The following is a 17,360-nucleotide window of genomic DNA, read 5'->3' on the forward strand; positions in this document are numbered from 1 at the left end:
CGGTGTGTCAGCCCATACAGGTGTGACTGATACACCGCTTTCGCGAGCAAGCCCGCTCCCACATTAGATCACGCTAATATTCAAAAATAGAATATCAAATAGAATTTATATTATTTTCAAGTCTTAAAAACTGGCTTTATAGTCGCGCCGCAGGCGAAGACGCGCACCGCGCTTTAAGGCAGGATACGACTACTGCGTCACCTGCTTCGCTCAACATAAAAAACACAGGGGCTGTTCATGACTATTTCTGTATTGCGTCGCACGTTGTTGGTTGGCACTTTGGGCTTGGCACTCGGGGCTGGCCTGATGGGCCAGGCCATCGCCGGCGAGCAGCTGGGCAACATCAAGAAAGCCGGCGAGATCAAGATCGGCCTGGAAGGCACCTACCCGCCGTTCAGCTTTGTTGATGAAAGCGGCAAGCTCAGCGGCTTTGAAGTCGAGTTGTCCGAAGCATTGGCCAAAGAGCTGGGCGTCAAGGTCAAGCTGCAGGCCACGCCGTGGGACGGCATCCTCGCCGCCCTGGAATCCAAGCGCCTGGACGCAGTGGTCAACCAAGTGACCATCTCCGAAGAACGCAAGAAGAAGTATGACTTCTCCAAGCCCTACACCGTGTCCGGTATCCAGGCACTGGTGCTGAAGAAAAACGTCGGCGCCATCAAGACTGCCAACGACCTGGCCGGCAAGAAAGTCGGTGTGGGCCTGGGCACCAACTACGAACAATGGCTCAAGGACAATCAACCCAAAGCCATCATCAAGACCTATAACGATGACCCGACCAAGTTCCAGGACCTGCGTATCGGCCGTATCGACGCCATCCTGATCGACCGCCTGGCCGCGCTGGAATACGCCAAGAAAGCCCCGGACACTGCTGCTGCCGGTGATGCTTTCTCCCGTCAGGAAGCCGGTATTGCCCTGCGCAAAGGCGAGCCGGAACTGCTCGACGCGGTGAACAAGGCCCTCGACAAGCTGCGCGCCGATGGCACCTTGAAGAAGCTGTCCGAGAAGTACTTCAACGCTGACGTCACTGAATAATGGAAGCAGGTTTCCAACTCGCGCTGGACTCCGCGCCCTTTCTGCTCAAGGGCGCGTACTACACGGTGATTCTTAGCCTCGGCGGGATGTTTTTCGGCTTGTTGCTGGGCTTCGGCCTCGCCTTGATGCGCTTGTCGCGCTTCAAGCTCCTGAGCTGGACCGCCCGAGTCTATGTGTCGTTCTTTCGCGGCACGCCCTTGCTGGTGCAGCTGTTTTTGATCTACTACGGTTTGCCGCAAGTGGGCATCGAGCTGGATCCGATCCCGGCGGCCATGATCGGCTTTTCGCTGAACATGGCCGCTTACGCCTGTGAAATCCTGCGCGCCGCGATCAGCTCCATCGAGCGCGGCCAATGGGAAGCTGCTGCCAGCATCGGCATGACTCGCGCGCAGACCCTGCGTCGGGCCATCCTGCCGCAGGCGATGCGCACGGCCTTGCCGCCGTTGGGTAACAGCTTTATTTCGCTGGTCAAGGACACGGCGCTGGCCGCCACCATTCAGGTGCCGGAGTTGTTCCGCCAGGCACAGTTGGTGTCGGCGCGTACCTTTGAAATCTTCACCATGTACCTGTCCGCCGCCCTGATCTACTGGATCCTGGCAAGCATCCTGGCGCACTTTCAAAATCGCCTGGAAGACCGGGTCAACCGGCATGACCTGGAGTCCTGAGCATGATCGTGGTTGAAAAACTGACCAAACAATTCAAAGGTCAGGTGGTACTCAACGGCATCGACCTCGAGGTCAAGGAAGGCGAAGTGGTCGCCATCATTGGCCCCAGCGGTTCCGGCAAGACCACCTTGCTGCGCTGCCTGAACTTCCTCGAAGAACCCACCAGCGGTCGCATCAAGGTCGGTGATATCGAGATCGACAGCAGCAGGCCGCTCAACCAGCAACAAGGCCTGGTGCGGCGCTTGCGCCAGCACGTGGGTTTTGTGTTCCAGAATTTCAACCTGTTCCCGCATCGCACCGCGCTGGAAAACGTCATCGAAGGCCCGATCGTGGTCAAGAAGATGCCGCGCGAGGCGGCGATCGCACTGGGGCGCAAACTGCTGGACAGGGTCGGCCTGGCAGGCAAGGAAGACGCCTACCCGCGGCGCTTGTCCGGCGGCCAGCAACAGCGCGTGGCGATTGCCCGTGCCTTGGCCATGGAGCCGGAGGTGATCCTGTTTGACGAACCCACCTCGGCACTCGACCCGGAGCTGGTCGGCGAAGTGCTGGCGACCATCCGCAGCCTGGCCGAAGAGAACCGCACCATGGTTATCGTCACCCACGAAATGAGCTTCGCCCGGGATGTGGCCAACCGGGTGATCTTTTTCGACAAAGGCGTGATCGTGGAGCAAGGCGAAGCCAAGGCGCTGTTTGCCAACCCCAAGGAAGAGCGGACCAAGCAGTTTTTGAGCAAGTTTTTAGCCCACTGACTGGCTTGCAGTGTGGAGAGGGAGCTTGCTCCCGCTGGGCTGCGCAGCGGCCCCAAAATCCTGGGAGCGCTTCGCACTCCAGCGGGAGCAAGCTCCCTCGCCACAGTCCTACGCAAATCCCTCGCAGCCATGGGTAAAACACCCCGCCAAACCCACCTTAAAATCCCCCGCCCCGTCAGCCTTTTCTGAATCTGCTCCAACTCGCCGTTAAGCCTTTTGCCGCCATTGACGACTGCCAGCCAACCCTCTTATCTAGCGCCCAGAGGATTGGATCCTATCCCGGCTACTCACTGAATCGTTCCTTTCGGCCCCCCGCGCGCAATCGCGCCACGGGCGCCGGAACGATTGCTGCTGGCTGCATCAAGGAGATTACTTATGACGCGCACCGCACCCCAGGCCACGCTCACCGCCCCGACCCTGCCCCAGGCGAATCGACACGGCATCAATGCCCTTGCCGCCACCCAATTGCAGGTGGACATCGCGCCTTACCCTGGCATGGACGAGGGCGACCTGATCGAGTTGTTCTGGAACAACTGCTTTGCCGACTCACGTCGGATTACCGCGTGCAAGGTCGGCACGCTGACTCGCCTGCGTGTACCCGAAAGTTTTATTCAGGATGGCACGGCACGGGTTCACTATCAGGTCATGCAAGTCGGCCACGGCCCGGCACGTTCAGAACTCACCCAGGTGCCCGTGAAGACCTGCTACCCCGGTGGCCACCCTTCTGCGCTGCTGGACGGTGAAAACCAGAACCTCGCCCCCGTGGGCCTGCCCGAAACCATCCGGCGTTACGGCGTCAACGGCAGCCAGGTACGGCGTGGCATACCGCTGACCATTCAGCCCTACCTGAACATGGCGACGGGCGATGCCATTACCCTACGCTGGGGCGACGTGCGCCTGGACCTGCCGAGGATCCAGGCCAAAGGCGTGGGCCTGCCGGTGCAGGTGTGGGTGCCGTCGGCCATTATTATCGAAGCAGGCGACGACAGCCGCCTGGACGTGACGTACTGCATTCTCGATCGGGTCGGCAATAATTCGCGCTGGGCGCCGGTGCGCACCTTGAACATAGCCACCTGCGCGCCACAGCCGCCAGCCCGGCCAGCCAGCGCCACGACGATCTATCAACCGCGTCAGCCCGGTTCCCCCTGCGAACCCGGGTGACAGCCCTTCTATGCATATTCCTAAAAGTTAGTTTATTTAAAGATTTAACACGCTTAGGGTATATGCACCGGACCACCGGACATCTCTGATTTTTTTGTTTCTATTTCATTGAATGCGAGGTCGGTATGGTCAGAATTACCCCGGTGCATAACGCCAGGGCATTACGTGCAGCCAAGGAGCGGCGCTGATGTCTAACTTGGCTCTAACACCCCCCCAGAGTGATCTGGACGTAGCCCCACTGCTGTTGCCGGCCACGGTGCTGCGCAACGACGCCCAGGCGTTGAGCGCGGCCCATGAGCTGGCCCAGGCCGCACGCCTGCAAGCGGCCAAACGCGACCAGCAGCGCCAACTGCCCTGGGCGCAGCTTGAGCAGTTCACCCGCAGCGGGCTGGGCAGTATTTCCATTCCCCGTGAATACGGCGGCCCCCAAGTGTCATTCGTGACCCTGGCCGAAGTGTTCGCGATCATCAGTGCAGCGGACCCGGCCCTCGGCCAAATCCCGCAGAACCATTTCGGCATTCTGCACCTGCTGCAAAGCACCGCCACCGAGCGCCAGAAAAAGCAGCTGTTCCAGAGCGTGCTCGACGGCTGGCGCATCGGCAATGGCGGCCCGGAACGTGGTACCAAAAACACCCTGGAACTCAAGGCGCGCCTCACTGCCAAGGATGACGGCTATGTGATCAGCGGCCAGAAGTTCTACTCCACCGGTGCCTTGTTCGCGCATTGGGTCGCGGTTAAAGCATTGAACGATGACGGCAAGCAAGTCATGGCGTTTGTGCGCCGTGGCACGCCAGGGCTGCGCATCGTTGACGATTGGTCGGGCTTTGGCCAACGCACCACCGCCAGCGGCACGGTACTGCTCGACCAGGTGCCGGTTGACGCAGAGTTGGTGATCGACAATTGGCGCCTCGCCGACAGCCCGAATATCCAGGGCGCCGTCTCGCAACTGATCCAGGCCGCCATCGATGCCGGCATCGCCCGTGGTGCGCTGGATGACACCATCGTTTTCGTGCGCGAACGTTCGCGCCCGTGGATCGACGCCAAGGTCGAACGCGCCAGCGATGACCTGTACGTGATCGCCGATATCGGCAAACTGAAAATCGAACTGCACGCCGCCGAAGCCCTGCTGCGCAAAGCCGGCCAGGTACTGGACGACATCAGCGCCGCGCCGATCACCGCGCACTCGGCCGCCCGTGCCTCGATTGCCGTGGCCGAGGCCAAGGTGCTGACCACCGAAGTGTCGTTGCTGGTCAGCGAAAAGCTCTTTGAACTCGCCGGCAGCCGCGCAACCCTTGCCGAATTCAACCTCGACCGCCACTGGCGCAATGCCCGCGTACACACCCTGCACGACCCGGTGCGCTGGAAGTATCACGCCATTGGCGCCTATCGACTGAACGGCACTTTGCCTGCTCGACATTCCTGGATCTGACCGACCAGACACCTGGAGAAACCCATGACTTTTTCCCCTAACGTCGCGGTCATCACCAGCGACGAACAAGCTCTTATTGTCGCCAGCGACCTGGCCGAAGACTTTCGCCGTGACAGCGCCCAGCGCGACCGCGAACGCCGCCTGCCCTTGCCCGAACTGGACGTGTTTTCGCGCTCCGGCCTGTGGGGCATCAGCGTGCCCAAGGAGTATGGCGGCGCCGGCGTGTCCAACGTCACCCTGGCCAAAGTCATCGCCCTGATCGCCCAGGCCGACGCCTCGCTGGGCCAGATCCCGCAAAACCACTTTTATGCGCTGGAGGTCCTGCGCGTAAACGGCAGCCCGGCCCAGCAACAACGCCTGTACGCCGAAGTACTCGCCGGCCAGCGCTTCGGCAATGCGCTGGCGGAACTGGGTACCAAAACCGCCCATGACCGCGTCACCTCCATCACCCGCGACGGCGATGGTTTTCGCATCACCGGGCGCAAGTTCTACTCCACCGGCGCGATCTACGCCCAGCGCATCCCCACCTCGGTGGTGGATGAACACGGCGTGCAGCAACTGGCGTTTGTGGCCCGCAACAGTGAAGGTTTGAGCGTGATCGACGACTGGAGTGGTTTCGGCCAGCGCACCACCGGTAGCGGTTCGGTGGTGTTCGAAAACGTCTGGGTGGCCGCCCAGGACGTGATCCCGTTCCAGAGCGCCTTCGAGCGCCCGACCACCGTCGGCCCGCTGGCGCAGATCCTTCACGCCGCCATCGACACCGGCATCGCCCGCGCCGCCTTTGAAGATGCGCTGCACTTTGTGCGCACCAAAACCCGCCCGTGGATCGACGCCGGCAACGACAAGGCCAGCGAAGACCCGCTGACGCTCAAGAGCTTCGGCCACTTGAGCATTCGCTTGCACGCCGCCGAAGCCTTGTTGGAGCGCGCGGGTGAATACCTCGACCGCGCCCAGGCCGACAGCAATGCCCAGACCGTCGCAGCAGCCTCGATTGCTGTCGCTGAAGTACGCGCCCTGAGCACGGAAATTTCCCTGGCTGCCGGCAGCACCTTGTTCGAGTTGGCGGGCAGCCAGGCGACCCTGGCCGAGCATGGCCTCGATCGCCACTGGCGCAACGCCCGCGTGCACACCCTGCACGACCCGGTGCGCTGGAAATACCACGCGGTGGGCAATTACTACCTCAATGATGAAAACCCACCACTGCGGGGGACCATCTGAATGGCCAAGAAAAAAATCCTGCTCAATGCCTTCAACATGAACTGCATCGGGCATATCAACCACGGCCTGTGGACCCACCCACGGGACACCTCGACGCAATACAAGACCGTCGAATACTGGACCGACCTGGCGCAAACCCTGGAGCGCGGGCTGTTCGACGGTTTGTTCATCGCGGATATCGTCGGCGTGTACGACGTCTACCAGAACGCTATCGACGTGCCGCTCAAAGAATCGATCCAACTGCCGGTCAATGACCCGCTGCTACTGGTATCGGCCATGGCCGCCGTGACCAAAAACCTGGGCTTCGGCCTCACCGCCAACCTCACCTACGAGCCGCCGTATCTGTTCGCCCGGCGCATGTCCACGCTGGACCACCTGAGCCGTGGCCGGGTTGGCTGGAACATCGTCACCGGCTACCTCGACAGCGCGGCCAAGGCCATGGGCCTGACCGAGCAGGTCGAGCACGACCGCCGCTATGACCAGGCCGATGAGTACCTGCAGGTGCTGTACAAACTCTGGGAAGGCAGCTGGGAAGACGATGCGGTGCTCAACGACCCCACGCAGCGGGTCTACGCGCAACCGGGCAAGGTGCACAAGGTCGAGCACCACGGCGAGTTCTATCAGGTGGAGGGTTATCACCTGTGCGAACCGTCACCGCAGCGCACGCCGGTGCTGTTCCAGGCGGGCAGTTCGGACCGTGGCCTGCTGTTCGCCGGGCGCCATGCCGAGTGCGTGTTCATCAGCGGCCAGAACAAGGCCGCGACCAAAGCCCAGGTGGACAAGGTGCGCGCCAGTGCCGTCGAGGCCGGGCGCAACCCGGAGGACATCAAGGTGTTCATGGGGCTTAACGTGATCGTTGGCGCCACCGAAGAACTGGCCTGGGCCAAACACGCCGAGTATTTGAGCTACGCCAGCCCGGAGGCCGGCGTGGCGCATTTCTCGGCGTCCACCGCGATTGATTTTGCCCAATACGAAATCGACGAACCGATCCAGTACGTGAAGAGCAATGCGATTCAGTCGGCCACCAAGAACCTGCAGAACAACGACTGGACCCGGCGCAAATTGCTCGAACAGCACGCCTTGGGTGGGCGCTATATCACTTTGGTTGGCTCGCCCGAACAAGTGGCTGATGAGCTGGAGTCGTGGATCAGCGAAACGGGGCTGGATGGCTTCAATTTGACGCGCATCGTGACGCCGGAAAGCTACGTCGACTTTATCGATTTGGTGGTGCCGCAGTTGCAGAAGCGTGGGTCGTACAAGACCGCTTATGAGCAGGGAACACTGCGCGAAAAGGTCTTTCACGCCGGCGCTCGCCTGCCCGAACAACACACCGGTTCCACTTACCGACACTGAACCAAAACTGTGGGAGCGGGCTTGCTCGCGAAAGCGGTGCGTCAGCAAATGTATCTGGTGACTGATTCACCGCATTCGCGAGCAAGCCCGCTCCCACATTTGGACTCACATTGTTCTTACCAACACCTTATGACTGGAAATCGATTATGAAAAAAACACGGCTCTCCCACCCAGTCAAAGCACTGGCCCTGGCCTTCGGCTTATTCAGCGCCAGCGTTTTCGCCGCTGACGCACCGCTGAAAATCGGCACCACTGCCGCCTTCGCGATTCCCCTCGAAGCCGCCGTGGCCGAGGCCGACAAGCAAGGCCTGAAAGTCGAGCTGGTGGAGTTCACCGACTGGATCGCGCCCAACGTCAGCCTGGCCGCCGGCGATATCGACGTGAACTACTTCCAGCACATTCCGTTCCTGGAAAACGCCAAGGCCGCCGCCGGTTTTGACCTGGTGCCATACGCGCCGGGCATCATCAATAACGTCGGGCTGTACTCCAAGAAGTACAAAACCATCAACGACCTGCCGCAAGGCGCCAGCGTGGCGATTGCCAACGACCCGATCAACAGCGGTCGCGGCCTGCAATTGCTGGCCAAGGCCGGGCTGATCAGCCTCAAGCCGGGTGTGGGCTACAAGGCCACCGAAGAAGACATTATCGCCAACCCGAAAAAGCTCAAGATCCTGCAAGTCGAGGCCGTGCAACTGGTGCGCGCCTATGACGACGCCGATCTGGTGCAGGGCTACCCGGCCTATATCCGCCTGTCCAAGACCTTCGATGCCGAGTCGGCGCTGCTGTTCGACGGCCTCGACCACCCGGAATACGTGATCCAGTTTGTGATCCAGCCCAAGAGCAAAACCGACCCGCGGGTGATCAAGTTCGTCGACATCTACCAACACTCGCCGGTGGTACGTGCGGCGCTGGATAAATCCCTCGGCAAGCTCTACCAAGTCGGCTGGGAAGATAAAAAATGACCGCCGCCAACGCCCAACTGCGCGACCTGGGTACACCGCCCAGGGACGCCGAGCAGACAGAGCTGCACCCGGACCTGAACCGCGCCCATGTGCGTTTTATCAACCTGGGCAAAACCTATGACGGCGCCGTGCATGCCCTGCAAGGCATTGATCTGGCGATCCAGCACGGTGAAGTGTTCGGCATTATCGGCCGCAGCGGCGCCGGTAAATCCTCGCTGATCCGCACCATCAACCGCCTGGAGCAACCCAGCAGCGGCCGCGTACTGATTGATCAGGTGGACATCGGGGAGTTCGACGAAGACCGCTTGGTGGCGCTGCGGCGGCGCATCGGCATGATCTTCCAGCACTTCAACCTGATGTCGGCCAAGACCGTGTGGCAGAACGTCGAACTGCCGCTGAAAGTCGCCGGAGTGCCCAAGCCGCAGCGTGAGCAAAAGGTACGCGAGTTGCTGGAGTTGGTCGGTCTCAAGGACAAGCACAAAGCCTACCCGGCGCAACTTTCCGGCGGGCAGAAACAGCGCGTGGGCATTGCCCGCTCGCTGGTGCATGACCCGCAGATTTTACTGTGCGATGAAGCCACTTCGGCCCTCGACCCGGAAACCACCCAGTCGATCCTCGGCCTGTTGCGCGAGATCAACCAGCGCCTGGGCCTGACCATCGTGTTGATCACCCACGAGATGGCGGTGATTCGCGACATCTGCGACCGCGTGGTGGTATTGGAACACGGGCGCATCGTCGAACAAGGCCAAGTGTGGCAAGTGTTCGGCAACCCGCAGCACGAGGTCAGCAAAACCTTGCTGGCGCCGTTGCAACACGGGCTGCCGGACGAATTGCAAAGTCGCTTGCAGGCTGAACCTTCGTCGACGGCGGCGGTGGTGTTGCGGTTGCAGTTCACCGGCAGCGCCGCAGACGAACCGGACCTGGCCGCACTGTTCATCGCCCTCGGCGGGCGCGTGCGCTTGCTGCAAGGCGGTGTGGAACGGATTCAGGGGCATGCACTGGGGCAATTACTGTTGGCGGTAAATGGCTCGCCACACAACGCCGAAGAACTGCGCATCCGCGCCGGGCATTGGGCACAACAGGTGGAGGTGCTGGGCTATGTGGTTTGATCGTTTATTGCAGGGCGCCATCGATACCTTGTTGATGGTTGGCGTGTCATCGCTGATTGCGTTGCTGGTGGGGATTCCGCTGGCGGTGTTTCTGGTCACCAGCGACAAGGGCGGCATCTACCAGGCACCGGCGCTGAACCGCGTGCTGGGAGCGTTCGTCAATGTGTTCCGCTCGATTCCGTTTCTGATCCTGATGGTCGCGCTGATCCCGTTCACCCGGCTGATCGTCGGCACTACCTACGGCGTGTGGGCCGCCGTTGTACCGCTGACCATCGCCGCCACGCCTTTCTTTGCGCGGATTGCCGAGGTGAGTTTGCGTGAGGTCGATCATGGTTTGATCGAGGCCGCTCAGGCCATGGGCTGCCGCCGCTGGCACATCATCTGGCATGTGTTGCTGCCCGAAGCGCTGCCGGGAATTGTCGGTGGTTTTACGATTACCCTGGTGACCATGATCAACTCGTCGGCCATGGCCGGGGCGATTGGGGCTGGCGGCTTGGGGGATATTGCGTACCGGTATGGGTATCAGCGCTTTGATACGCAGATCATGCTGACGGTGATTGTGCTGCTGGTGGTGTTGGTGGCGGTGATTCAGTTGGGTGGGGATCGGTTGGCGCGAGTGCTTAATAAACGCTGAAACATAGTCCGGCGTTCTCTATAGAAGCCCCTGCGACAGTGCACCGCTTGTCGATACTGTCAATTCTCACAGCTAGACGTCTCCACGCTCCAGGCGTCTATTTCGTTTATCCAGCGGGCTATTTCGGCGCGCGTTAAACGAGCAAGGGGATCATCATGTTTACCTTACCTCCAGATTCTGACGAAGAGCTTGAGAAACCGTTTTCGTTTGTCCCCGGCGTCCGTTTTAAGAAACCATTCGGTCCGGATATTGCGCCTGTTTATGAAGAAGAGGCTGAATGGGGAATGGGTAGACGTCAACTCAATCCCGCCACTTTCGGTTTTTTTCCGTGGACGAGCCTCACAGTCGACGATGAATACGTAGTCGTCGTCAATGGCGAGGAAATAAAGTCGGGGTTCGTCACAGACACGACGGCGGTTGCTTACTACGTGACCGTCCCTCAAATGCCGCCAGGGCTCGTCGAAATACGCGGCCTGGTCATACGCGCTCACAGCACACACAGGAGTTACTCGCCCCCAACAAAAGTGCTGATCATTCCCACCCACCCCGCCGGATTTGACCAGGATACTAACAAGCCCTGGCACAGTGGGCTGAAAATGACAATCGAAGGCATGCCCAAAGGCTCGCCCATAAATACAGACATCGGCGAGACCGGTTTTTTGTGCCTGATCAACAAGCATCTCTATGCACGCAAAAACGATGTTCTGATCGTCCGCTGTGGCGGTATTGATACCCGGTACACATTGAGTGAACAAGAGGCCAAAGGACCGGGGCCATTCAAGGTGTGGATCACGCCGGAGGTCATTGATCAACTCGACAAAAGCGGAGAGATAGAAGTCGTCTACACCGTCGAAAACGTGGTGAAAACCCGTCCGGGAGGGGATTACCAGTTTTCCGAAAGCTACCGATTGGTATCGGAACTTGATTCAAAATTGCGCCCCAATCCTTACTTTATTAAAGATGATTCGGAAAGCAATGACCTTGACCTCAGCGCCGATAGCCAGGCAACGCTGAAAATGGAAGTCACACCACTCCTCACACGGCCAATACCCAAACCTTTGAATCAAATCACGGGCATCGTGACGCTGAAATATGCAGATGGGAAGACTGAAACGGTGCGCCTGCCTAGCGTTCAAGACAGCGGCCGAGGTACGACCCTGAATATTCCACTCGACTACGCCCTGTTCAAGGACCTGGAAAACGGAGCTTTCCGACTGTCCTACGAGTTACATACCGCCGCTGGCACGCCGCTGGCGACGTCAAGCAGTAAATTAGTCAATGTAAAAGGCCTGCCGGTGTCATTGCCGCCGGTGACGGTGGAAGGGTTACTGGCGGGGCTGCTCGCCAACGATAAAGATGCTGTCGCAACCATTCCCAAATACCGGCCCTATTCTTCTACCTGGAGGGAAACCTTCTGTGTCGTCGCCAAGGATGGCAGCGCCATGCACTCAGACCCTCAAGTGGCAGGAGCCGAAGGTGGCACACGCCGGGTGACCAAGGAGACCCTGAAGAAATTTGAAGGAAGACGCGTCGAGCTTTTCTACACCATTGATAAACGTGACGGCACCTCTGTCACCACCCTCACATCAGCAAAGGTGGAGGCCGTGGTGGGAACGTGGGTAGGCGAGCTGCCGGCGCCGGTTGTCGAGGTGGCCAAAGACGGATACATCGATCCTGAGGAAGTGCTGGACGAAGAGTTCGTGGTGAAGTTTCCCTATGATGGCACGCTCAATGGCGATGTCGTTGCCCACAGCTTGACTGGCAGAAGTTCAACGGGCTCGGCCAGCGGCACATTCAACATCACAGAGGATACGGAAGGCCAACCCTTTGCGTATTTACTCTTTCCGCTGGAACGCCGCTTGCTGGACAACAACAAGGACTTCGAAATCAGCCTCAGGTACACCGTGTCTCGCCCAAGTACAAAGCAGGTCTTACGCTCTGAGGTGGCCTACCTCACCGTTGGCAAGAAACCGGTACTGAAGCAGGCTGAAGTGATTGAAGCGGGTGCAATGCAATACGAAATCCTGCCGAAAAACCTGACCCTGGGCGCCAGCGTGGTGGCAAGTTTCACGCAGGCCCGCTCCACTGATTTGGTAACCGTCTACTGGCAAGGCGCGTTTAATCTCAGCAGCGCCGAAGTGCTGGCGATATGGGATTCCAAGACCCACAGTTTTGTGGCCCGTATCGAACCCGAGGTCATTGCCAGGGGCGTCCGCAAGGGCGGAAACAAGATCACGGTGTGGTACGAGTTCATTCGCGGGCGGACAACCCACAAGTCCGAGCCCAAAGAGTTCCTGCTCAAGCCGCTGCAGTATCGCCCGGCGCCGACCATTGTTGACGTAGGCGCGGGTGCCACAGCATTGCGTTTGTATCAATTGACGGATAACGCCATCATCCGAATTGCACCGTGGAATCTGATAAACGCGGGGCACCTGGTTAAAACCCAATTGTCCGGCGTCTTTGTGGATGGCACACCCTACCAGGAGATATTCAACGACGGAAAAGTCACTACCGACCACATCACCAACGGGTTCTCCTTACCCGCACCAGTGGAAAGTCTGCGCCAGCTACAAGATAACTCGCGCTTGAGCATCAAATGTTGGGTGGACCTCACGGGCACCGGGGACGAAACAGTGAGTTTGCTGTTTGAGGAAAATACCTATGTGATTGAAGCCATCGCGTCCAACCAACCAGCGCCCGCCTTTGGCAACATTGCGGGGAGCAAGATAACGGTTTACGCACCCGACCATGCGAAAAAGGCCTTTTTGACCGTGGCCTTTGCCGGCATGAGAACGGCGCAAAAAATCACTGCGCAAATAATCTTTCCGGACGGGACATTGGCCGCTATCGCGCCGCAGAATGGCGTGAGCACAGGGCGCATCGACTTTCCTATCAACGACGAATTACTGGCGAAGATGGTCAACAAGGATATGACCATGCGGTATACCGTGCTGACTTCAGGCGCGGCGATGATTACCTCTCAGGCTCAGGAAGTGTCAGTACAGCCGCTGCGCGAAGCAGACCTTCCACAGGTATTAATTAACGGTATTCCAAATAACGGAACGCTGGACCTCAATAATAAAGACACTCCCAACGTGCTGGCGGCGTTAGCGCCATGGCCTCTGATCGGCAAGGGCCAACAGGTGAAAATCACTATAGAAGCTAAAGGCATCCCTACGCTGACGGTGCGTGAAAGTCTGCCAATCGATGCAGCACAGGCTATCAGTGGGCTCAAAGATATCGAAGTAATGCGAAGTTGGCTGGACACTGTGCCGCCTAACACGCCGATTATTGTCAACGGCAGCGTAATCCTCGATGCAAGTAACGACCCTGATCGTGTGACGATCCTGCGGCCAACCACTTACACCGTAAATGCCAAACTCAAGTTAAACGCTTCTGTGATTAATTTGAATGGAATTTCTGTAAGAGTCAATTGGCCAAGAACGGGTGTGGAATCAATCGGTAACACTGCGCAACTGGTCACCACTGGCGGTTCAGGGGCAGTCACATGGTCGTCGAACAGTCCTGGCGTGGTGTCCGTGACGCCCCATGGGTTTATAAAAGCCAATAGTTGGGGAACAGTGACTATCACTGCGAAAGACCAAGCAGGCAATGTAGCAACGTGCCAGGTTAACGCCAGCAACGTCTACAACTTGGCGTTCAACAATTCACTGGCTCTTTTGGCCCCGATGGTGGCGTGGATAAATACAGGCCACCGCGCCGTAGGATTTGACGGTATCGGTGATTTACAACGTGTATATGGGGCCGCACTGCCAGTGGATTACTTTTATTGGTTAGGGTACGCCGATCCTGGTCGCGGTTATTTTTACCATTTTCAAAATCGTGGCATTTTCTTAGGCGGTGAAAACAATCACAATTTCCGCGGTATGACACTGGTGCGAGCCTAGCGGATAAAACCGCAGGTTAAGAAACATCGAAGGGGATGAGTGCAGCACTCACCCCCTTCGTCTTTTATGCTGAAAAGAAAGTAAGGGGTATAGTCCCCTGATCTCCCTGCCCTGAAGCACCCACCATGAAACTCGCCCCCGACGACCTCAACCAGATCACCACCACCACCCTCAGCCACTACAACAAAGTGGCTGAGGACTTCCGTGACGGCACTCGCGACCACGACGTCAGCCAGAACATCGACGCCCTGCTGCGGCATATCCAGGGCACGCCCCCGTTTACCGTGCTGGATTTCGGCTGCGGCCCTGGGCGGGATTTGCGCACGTTTACGCGCATGGGGCATATCGCCGTGGGGCTCGATGGCTCCGAGCGCTTTGCGCAGATGGCGCGTGAAGACAGTGGTTGTGAAGTGTTGCAACAGGACTTCCTGAAGCTGGATTTGCCCGCCGCGCGCTTTGATGGGGTGTTTGCCAATGCGGTGCTGTTCCATATTCCCAAGCAGGAACTGCCACGGGTGCTCAAGCAGCTGCATGGGGCTTTAAAACCGGGTGGTGTGTTGTTCAGTTCCAACCCTCGCGGCGAGAATCAGGAGGGCTGGAATGGGCCTCGGTACGGGTCTTATCACGACCTGGAGGCGTGGCGGGGTTTGCTGACGGCGGCGGGGTTTGTGGAGTTGGAGCATTACTACCGACCGGCTGGGTTGCCGCGGGAGCAGCAGCCTTGGTTGGCGAGTGTGTGGCGCAAGCTTTAGAACTCGGTTGCCTGGTCAGACGCTTTCGCGAGCAAGCCCGCTCCCACATTTGACCGAGTTCCAACATTGGAATGCAATCAAATGTGGGAGCGGGCTTGCTCGCGAAGGTCTTTGCGGCGCGGTCATTGCACCTGATACACCACCGGTTTTTCCCCCACCACCAACGCCGTCACACTACGCCCCATATACCCTTCCTGCTCCTGCGCAGAAAAATTCACCACCAACCGCGTTCCATCGGCAAACGTGGTCTGCTGCACCTGTTTATCCGCCGTCAGCCAACGAAAATCGGTCAGCGCCTGGGTCGCCAAACGCTGATGCAACGGCCTGAAAAAGCGGTCCTGACGCTGGATCACCGGCAGCCGCTGCTTAAGCGTCGCATCGGTAAGGTGATACAACGGTGGCACGTTGTAGAGCAGTTGGGTCAGCTCGTTCTCGGCCTGCACATTGCTCAGCTTCAGGCTGTCGAACAGCCAATGGTGTGTGGTAATCACCGAGCCGTGAAACACCGCCTGGTACAGCGGCAGGCGCAGCGTCGGGTCGAAGTACAGCGTGCGAAACGGCTCTTTCAACGGCACGGGCTTGAAGAACACCGCCGGCTGCTCCGGCGGATACCAGTTGCCGACGTAATAGGGCGATTGCTTGTCCTGAGTCATCTCACGATCGCCCCAGCCAATGACCGGTGTCTGCATCCCATGGGCGAACAGGATGCCCTGGGCGGTGCTGGCATTGCCATCTTCGGAACCCGCCGGCAGCTTGAGTACCGTGCTGATCCAACGGGAGGCGTCGATATTGCCTTCGGCGTTCTGCGCCTGGGTCATGGGCGCACCCTCACGGTAGCTGTCGAACACCATGCCGGTGGCGTAGGCATCCAGGAACCAGGCGTTAAAACCGGCCTTGGCCTGCACCGCCCTCACCCGCGCCTCCAGTGAAGGCCTTATACAGCGCGGGTCGATGTAGTGGCCCGATTGCTGGAAGCCGGTTTTCAGCTTGCCGTCCTTGAGCACAATCGCACAGTCGCGGTAAGCCTTGGCGCCCAGGTGCGCGGTGGTCCAGTCCGGGTTTTCGCTGGCGGACAAGGCGGTTTCATAGGAGTCGTAGGGCGCCATCAGGTAACCGGCTTCGACACCGGCGCGAATCGCTTCGGGATGCCACAGGCCGCCTTCCCAGCCTTCGCCCAGGGTCAGTAACAGGCGCGGCAGCCCGGCGTCACGCAGGGACTCAATCGTCTTGCTGCCCCAAGTCCCAGGAGTGTCGATCAAGGCCCCGGCAAAGTCCCTGGCCAGCTCGCTGCGCAGTTCACCATAGCGGGCGGCGAGTCGGGTCATGTCCGGGTCCTCGACTTGCCAAGCCTGCCGGGCTTGCTGATTGATCGCCGCATTCAGGCCCCGCAGCAAAACGCCTTGCTCATAACGGTTCAAAGCCTTGGCTTGCGCGAGAACCTGAGTCGCCTCTTTGTCCATCAACCCCTTGAGTGCATGACCGCGCAAGCGTTTGACCAGCAGCGGCCAATCACGCACATCAGCGGGGGCCAACAGGCTGTTGCCCCACAGGTAGACATGGCTGGCGCCCAGCAGTTTTTTGGCTTCGGGGGTTTGTTGCAGCTTGTCCGCCAGCGGCTCGTAGCGGCCTTGCTCCACAAGCCACTGCCGATAGCGCTTGGCACCGGCCAATGGGTCGGCGTCGCCCAGGTGCAAGCGCAAGGTCATCGGCGCCGTGGGGTCAAGACGGGTAAATTCGTGAGCCACCGAGAGTGCCAGGCCCTTGCCGTCTGCCTGCCATTGCAAGTGGTTGTTGTAGGGGTTGGTCAGCAACCAGTTCAATGTGAAGCGACCGTGATCCAGGCCCCATAACGGCAGGCTGAGATCCTGAGTGGTATTGAGTTCGCCCTGCTCCAGCAAAAACGCTTTCCATACAGCGTTACCGGCCGGCACGTAATGCCCTTCGGCCAAGGGCCAGATCAAGCCCTTGCCCATGGCCGCCGAAGGTTGGCGCAGCAGCGGCAACTCCCCCGGCTCGCGGGCGCTGAGGGTCAGGGACAGGTCACGTTGCTCAAGGCGAGCCGTCAGACGATACGCACCGTTGTCCCACTGCCACTCAGCCTGCTCTGCACCCACCTGCAGATCACTGACAGCATGGGCAGCCACACCGCTGGACGCCTGCACCGACGCCTCGCCTGCAGGCGTAACACGCAGCGCGAGCGTGGCGGGGTCGAGTTCGACACGCCACAGGGCGTTTTCCAACACGGTGCCGGCTGATGCCAGTGGAGACAACAACAGGCTGACAACCAGCAAAAAATGACGCATGGCACGGGCCTTCCAAACAAGATCAGGCCCGGAGGGTAAAGCACATAACCCTCAGCAAGGGTTCGAAAAGTGTTTCAAAGAACCT

At 59.3% G+C, this 17,360-nt stretch carries 13 protein-coding genes; 12 read left to right on the forward strand and 1 reads right to left on the reverse strand.

Annotated elements, in window-relative coordinates:
• Positions 1-237 precede the first annotated feature (237 nt).
• From tcyJ to ACTD9P_RS22585, 12 genes are all read left to right on the forward strand, one after another.
• On the forward strand, positions 238-1,032 hold the full coding sequence (gene tcyJ, locus ACTD9P_RS22530) for a cystine ABC transporter substrate-binding protein (protein ID WP_438869412.1): 795 nt from the start codon (positions 238-240) through the stop codon (positions 1,030-1,032).
• Positions 1,032-1,697: a cystine ABC transporter permease gene (tcyL, locus tag ACTD9P_RS22535; RefSeq protein ID WP_017135731.1), complete on the forward strand. Its 666-nt coding sequence runs from the start codon at positions 1,032-1,034 to the stop codon at positions 1,695-1,697. The genes tcyJ and tcyL overlap by 1 nt, the downstream gene beginning before the upstream one ends.
• A gap of 2 nt (positions 1,698-1,699) precedes the next feature.
• Positions 1,700-2,446: an L-cystine ABC transporter ATP-binding protein TcyN gene (gene tcyN, locus ACTD9P_RS22540; protein WP_438869414.1), complete on the forward strand. Its 747-nt coding sequence runs from the start codon at positions 1,700-1,702 to the stop codon at positions 2,444-2,446.
• A 375-nt stretch (positions 2,447-2,821) separates the two neighbouring features.
• Entirely contained in the window at positions 2,822-3,607 is a 786-nt protein-coding gene (locus tag ACTD9P_RS22545) for a hypothetical protein (protein ID WP_438869415.1), read from the forward strand.
• Positions 3,608-3,794: 187 nt separating this feature from the next.
• A complete protein-coding gene (locus ACTD9P_RS22550; protein WP_438869416.1) occupies positions 3,795-5,036 on the forward strand; it encodes an SfnB family sulfur acquisition oxidoreductase in 1,242 nt (413 codons plus the stop codon).
• Positions 5,037-5,060: 24 nt separating this feature from the next.
• Entirely contained in the window at positions 5,061-6,254 is a 1,194-nt protein-coding gene (locus ACTD9P_RS22555; protein ID WP_438869417.1) for an SfnB family sulfur acquisition oxidoreductase, read from the forward strand.
• Entirely contained in the window at positions 6,255-7,607 is a 1,353-nt protein-coding gene (locus ACTD9P_RS22560; protein ID WP_438869418.1) for an LLM class flavin-dependent oxidoreductase, read from the forward strand.
• A 146-nt stretch (positions 7,608-7,753) separates the two neighbouring features.
• Positions 7,754-8,569, forward strand: a complete 816-nt coding sequence (locus ACTD9P_RS22565) for a MetQ/NlpA family ABC transporter substrate-binding protein (RefSeq protein ID WP_438869419.1) — start codon at positions 7,754-7,756, stop codon at positions 8,567-8,569.
• A complete protein-coding gene (locus ACTD9P_RS22570) occupies positions 8,566-9,678 on the forward strand; it encodes a methionine ABC transporter ATP-binding protein (protein ID WP_438869420.1) in 1,113 nt (370 codons plus the stop codon). The genes ACTD9P_RS22565 and ACTD9P_RS22570 overlap by 4 nt, the downstream gene beginning before the upstream one ends.
• A complete protein-coding gene (locus ACTD9P_RS22575; protein ID WP_438869421.1) occupies positions 9,668-10,312 on the forward strand; it encodes a methionine ABC transporter permease in 645 nt (214 codons plus the stop codon). Before ACTD9P_RS22570 ends, ACTD9P_RS22575 begins: the two co-directional genes overlap by 11 nt.
• A 155-nt stretch (positions 10,313-10,467) precedes the next feature.
• A complete protein-coding gene (locus ACTD9P_RS22580) occupies positions 10,468-14,220 on the forward strand; it encodes an Ig-like domain-containing protein (protein WP_438869422.1) in 3,753 nt (1,250 codons plus the stop codon).
• A gap of 125 nt (positions 14,221-14,345) precedes the next feature.
• Complete coding sequence (locus tag ACTD9P_RS22585) at positions 14,346-14,972, forward strand: class I SAM-dependent methyltransferase (protein ID WP_438869423.1); 627 nt, start codon at positions 14,346-14,348, stop codon at positions 14,970-14,972.
• Positions 14,973-15,094: 122 nt separating this feature from the next.
• On the opposite strand, the gene ACTD9P_RS22590 is transcribed toward ACTD9P_RS22585, so the two are convergent.
• A complete protein-coding gene (locus ACTD9P_RS22590) occupies positions 15,095-17,275 on the reverse strand; it encodes a glycoside hydrolase (protein ID WP_438869425.1) in 2,181 nt (726 codons plus the stop codon).
• Positions 17,276-17,360: the final 85 nt, after the last annotated feature.

The organism is Pseudomonas onubensis, from assembly GCF_965653655.1.
GTDB lineage: Bacteria > Pseudomonadota > Gammaproteobacteria > Pseudomonadales > Pseudomonadaceae > Aquipseudomonas.

Excerpts from the sequence above, each read along its gene's own strand:
- tcyJ (WP_438869412.1), top strand. The coding sequence starts at position 238 with ATGACTATTTCTGTATTGCGTCGCACGTTGTTGGTTGGCACTTTGGGC.
- tcyL (WP_017135731.1), top strand. The coding sequence starts at position 1,032 with ATGGAAGCAGGTTTCCAACTCGCGCTGGACTCCGCGCCCTTTCTGCTC.
- tcyN (WP_438869414.1), top strand. The coding sequence starts at position 1,700 with ATGATCGTGGTTGAAAAACTGACCAAACAATTCAAAGGTCAGGTGGTA.
- ACTD9P_RS22545 (WP_438869415.1), top strand. The coding sequence starts at position 2,822 with ATGACGCGCACCGCACCCCAGGCCACGCTCACCGCCCCGACCCTGCCC.
- ACTD9P_RS22550 (WP_438869416.1), top strand. The coding sequence starts at position 3,795 with ATGTCTAACTTGGCTCTAACACCCCCCCAGAGTGATCTGGACGTAGCC.
- ACTD9P_RS22555 (WP_438869417.1), top strand. The coding sequence starts at position 5,061 with ATGACTTTTTCCCCTAACGTCGCGGTCATCACCAGCGACGAACAAGCT.
- ACTD9P_RS22560 (WP_438869418.1), top strand. The coding sequence starts at position 6,255 with ATGGCCAAGAAAAAAATCCTGCTCAATGCCTTCAACATGAACTGCATC.
- ACTD9P_RS22565 (WP_438869419.1), top strand. The coding sequence starts at position 7,754 with ATGAAAAAAACACGGCTCTCCCACCCAGTCAAAGCACTGGCCCTGGCC.
- ACTD9P_RS22570 (WP_438869420.1), top strand. The coding sequence starts at position 8,566 with ATGACCGCCGCCAACGCCCAACTGCGCGACCTGGGTACACCGCCCAGG.
- ACTD9P_RS22575 (WP_438869421.1), top strand. The coding sequence starts at position 9,668 with ATGTGGTTTGATCGTTTATTGCAGGGCGCCATCGATACCTTGTTGATG.
- ACTD9P_RS22580 (WP_438869422.1), top strand. The coding sequence starts at position 10,468 with ATGTTTACCTTACCTCCAGATTCTGACGAAGAGCTTGAGAAACCGTTT.
- ACTD9P_RS22585 (WP_438869423.1), top strand. The coding sequence starts at position 14,346 with ATGAAACTCGCCCCCGACGACCTCAACCAGATCACCACCACCACCCTC.
- ACTD9P_RS22590 (WP_438869425.1), bottom strand. The coding sequence starts at position 17,275 with ATGCGTCATTTTTTGCTGGTTGTCAGCCTGTTGTTGTCTCCACTGGCA.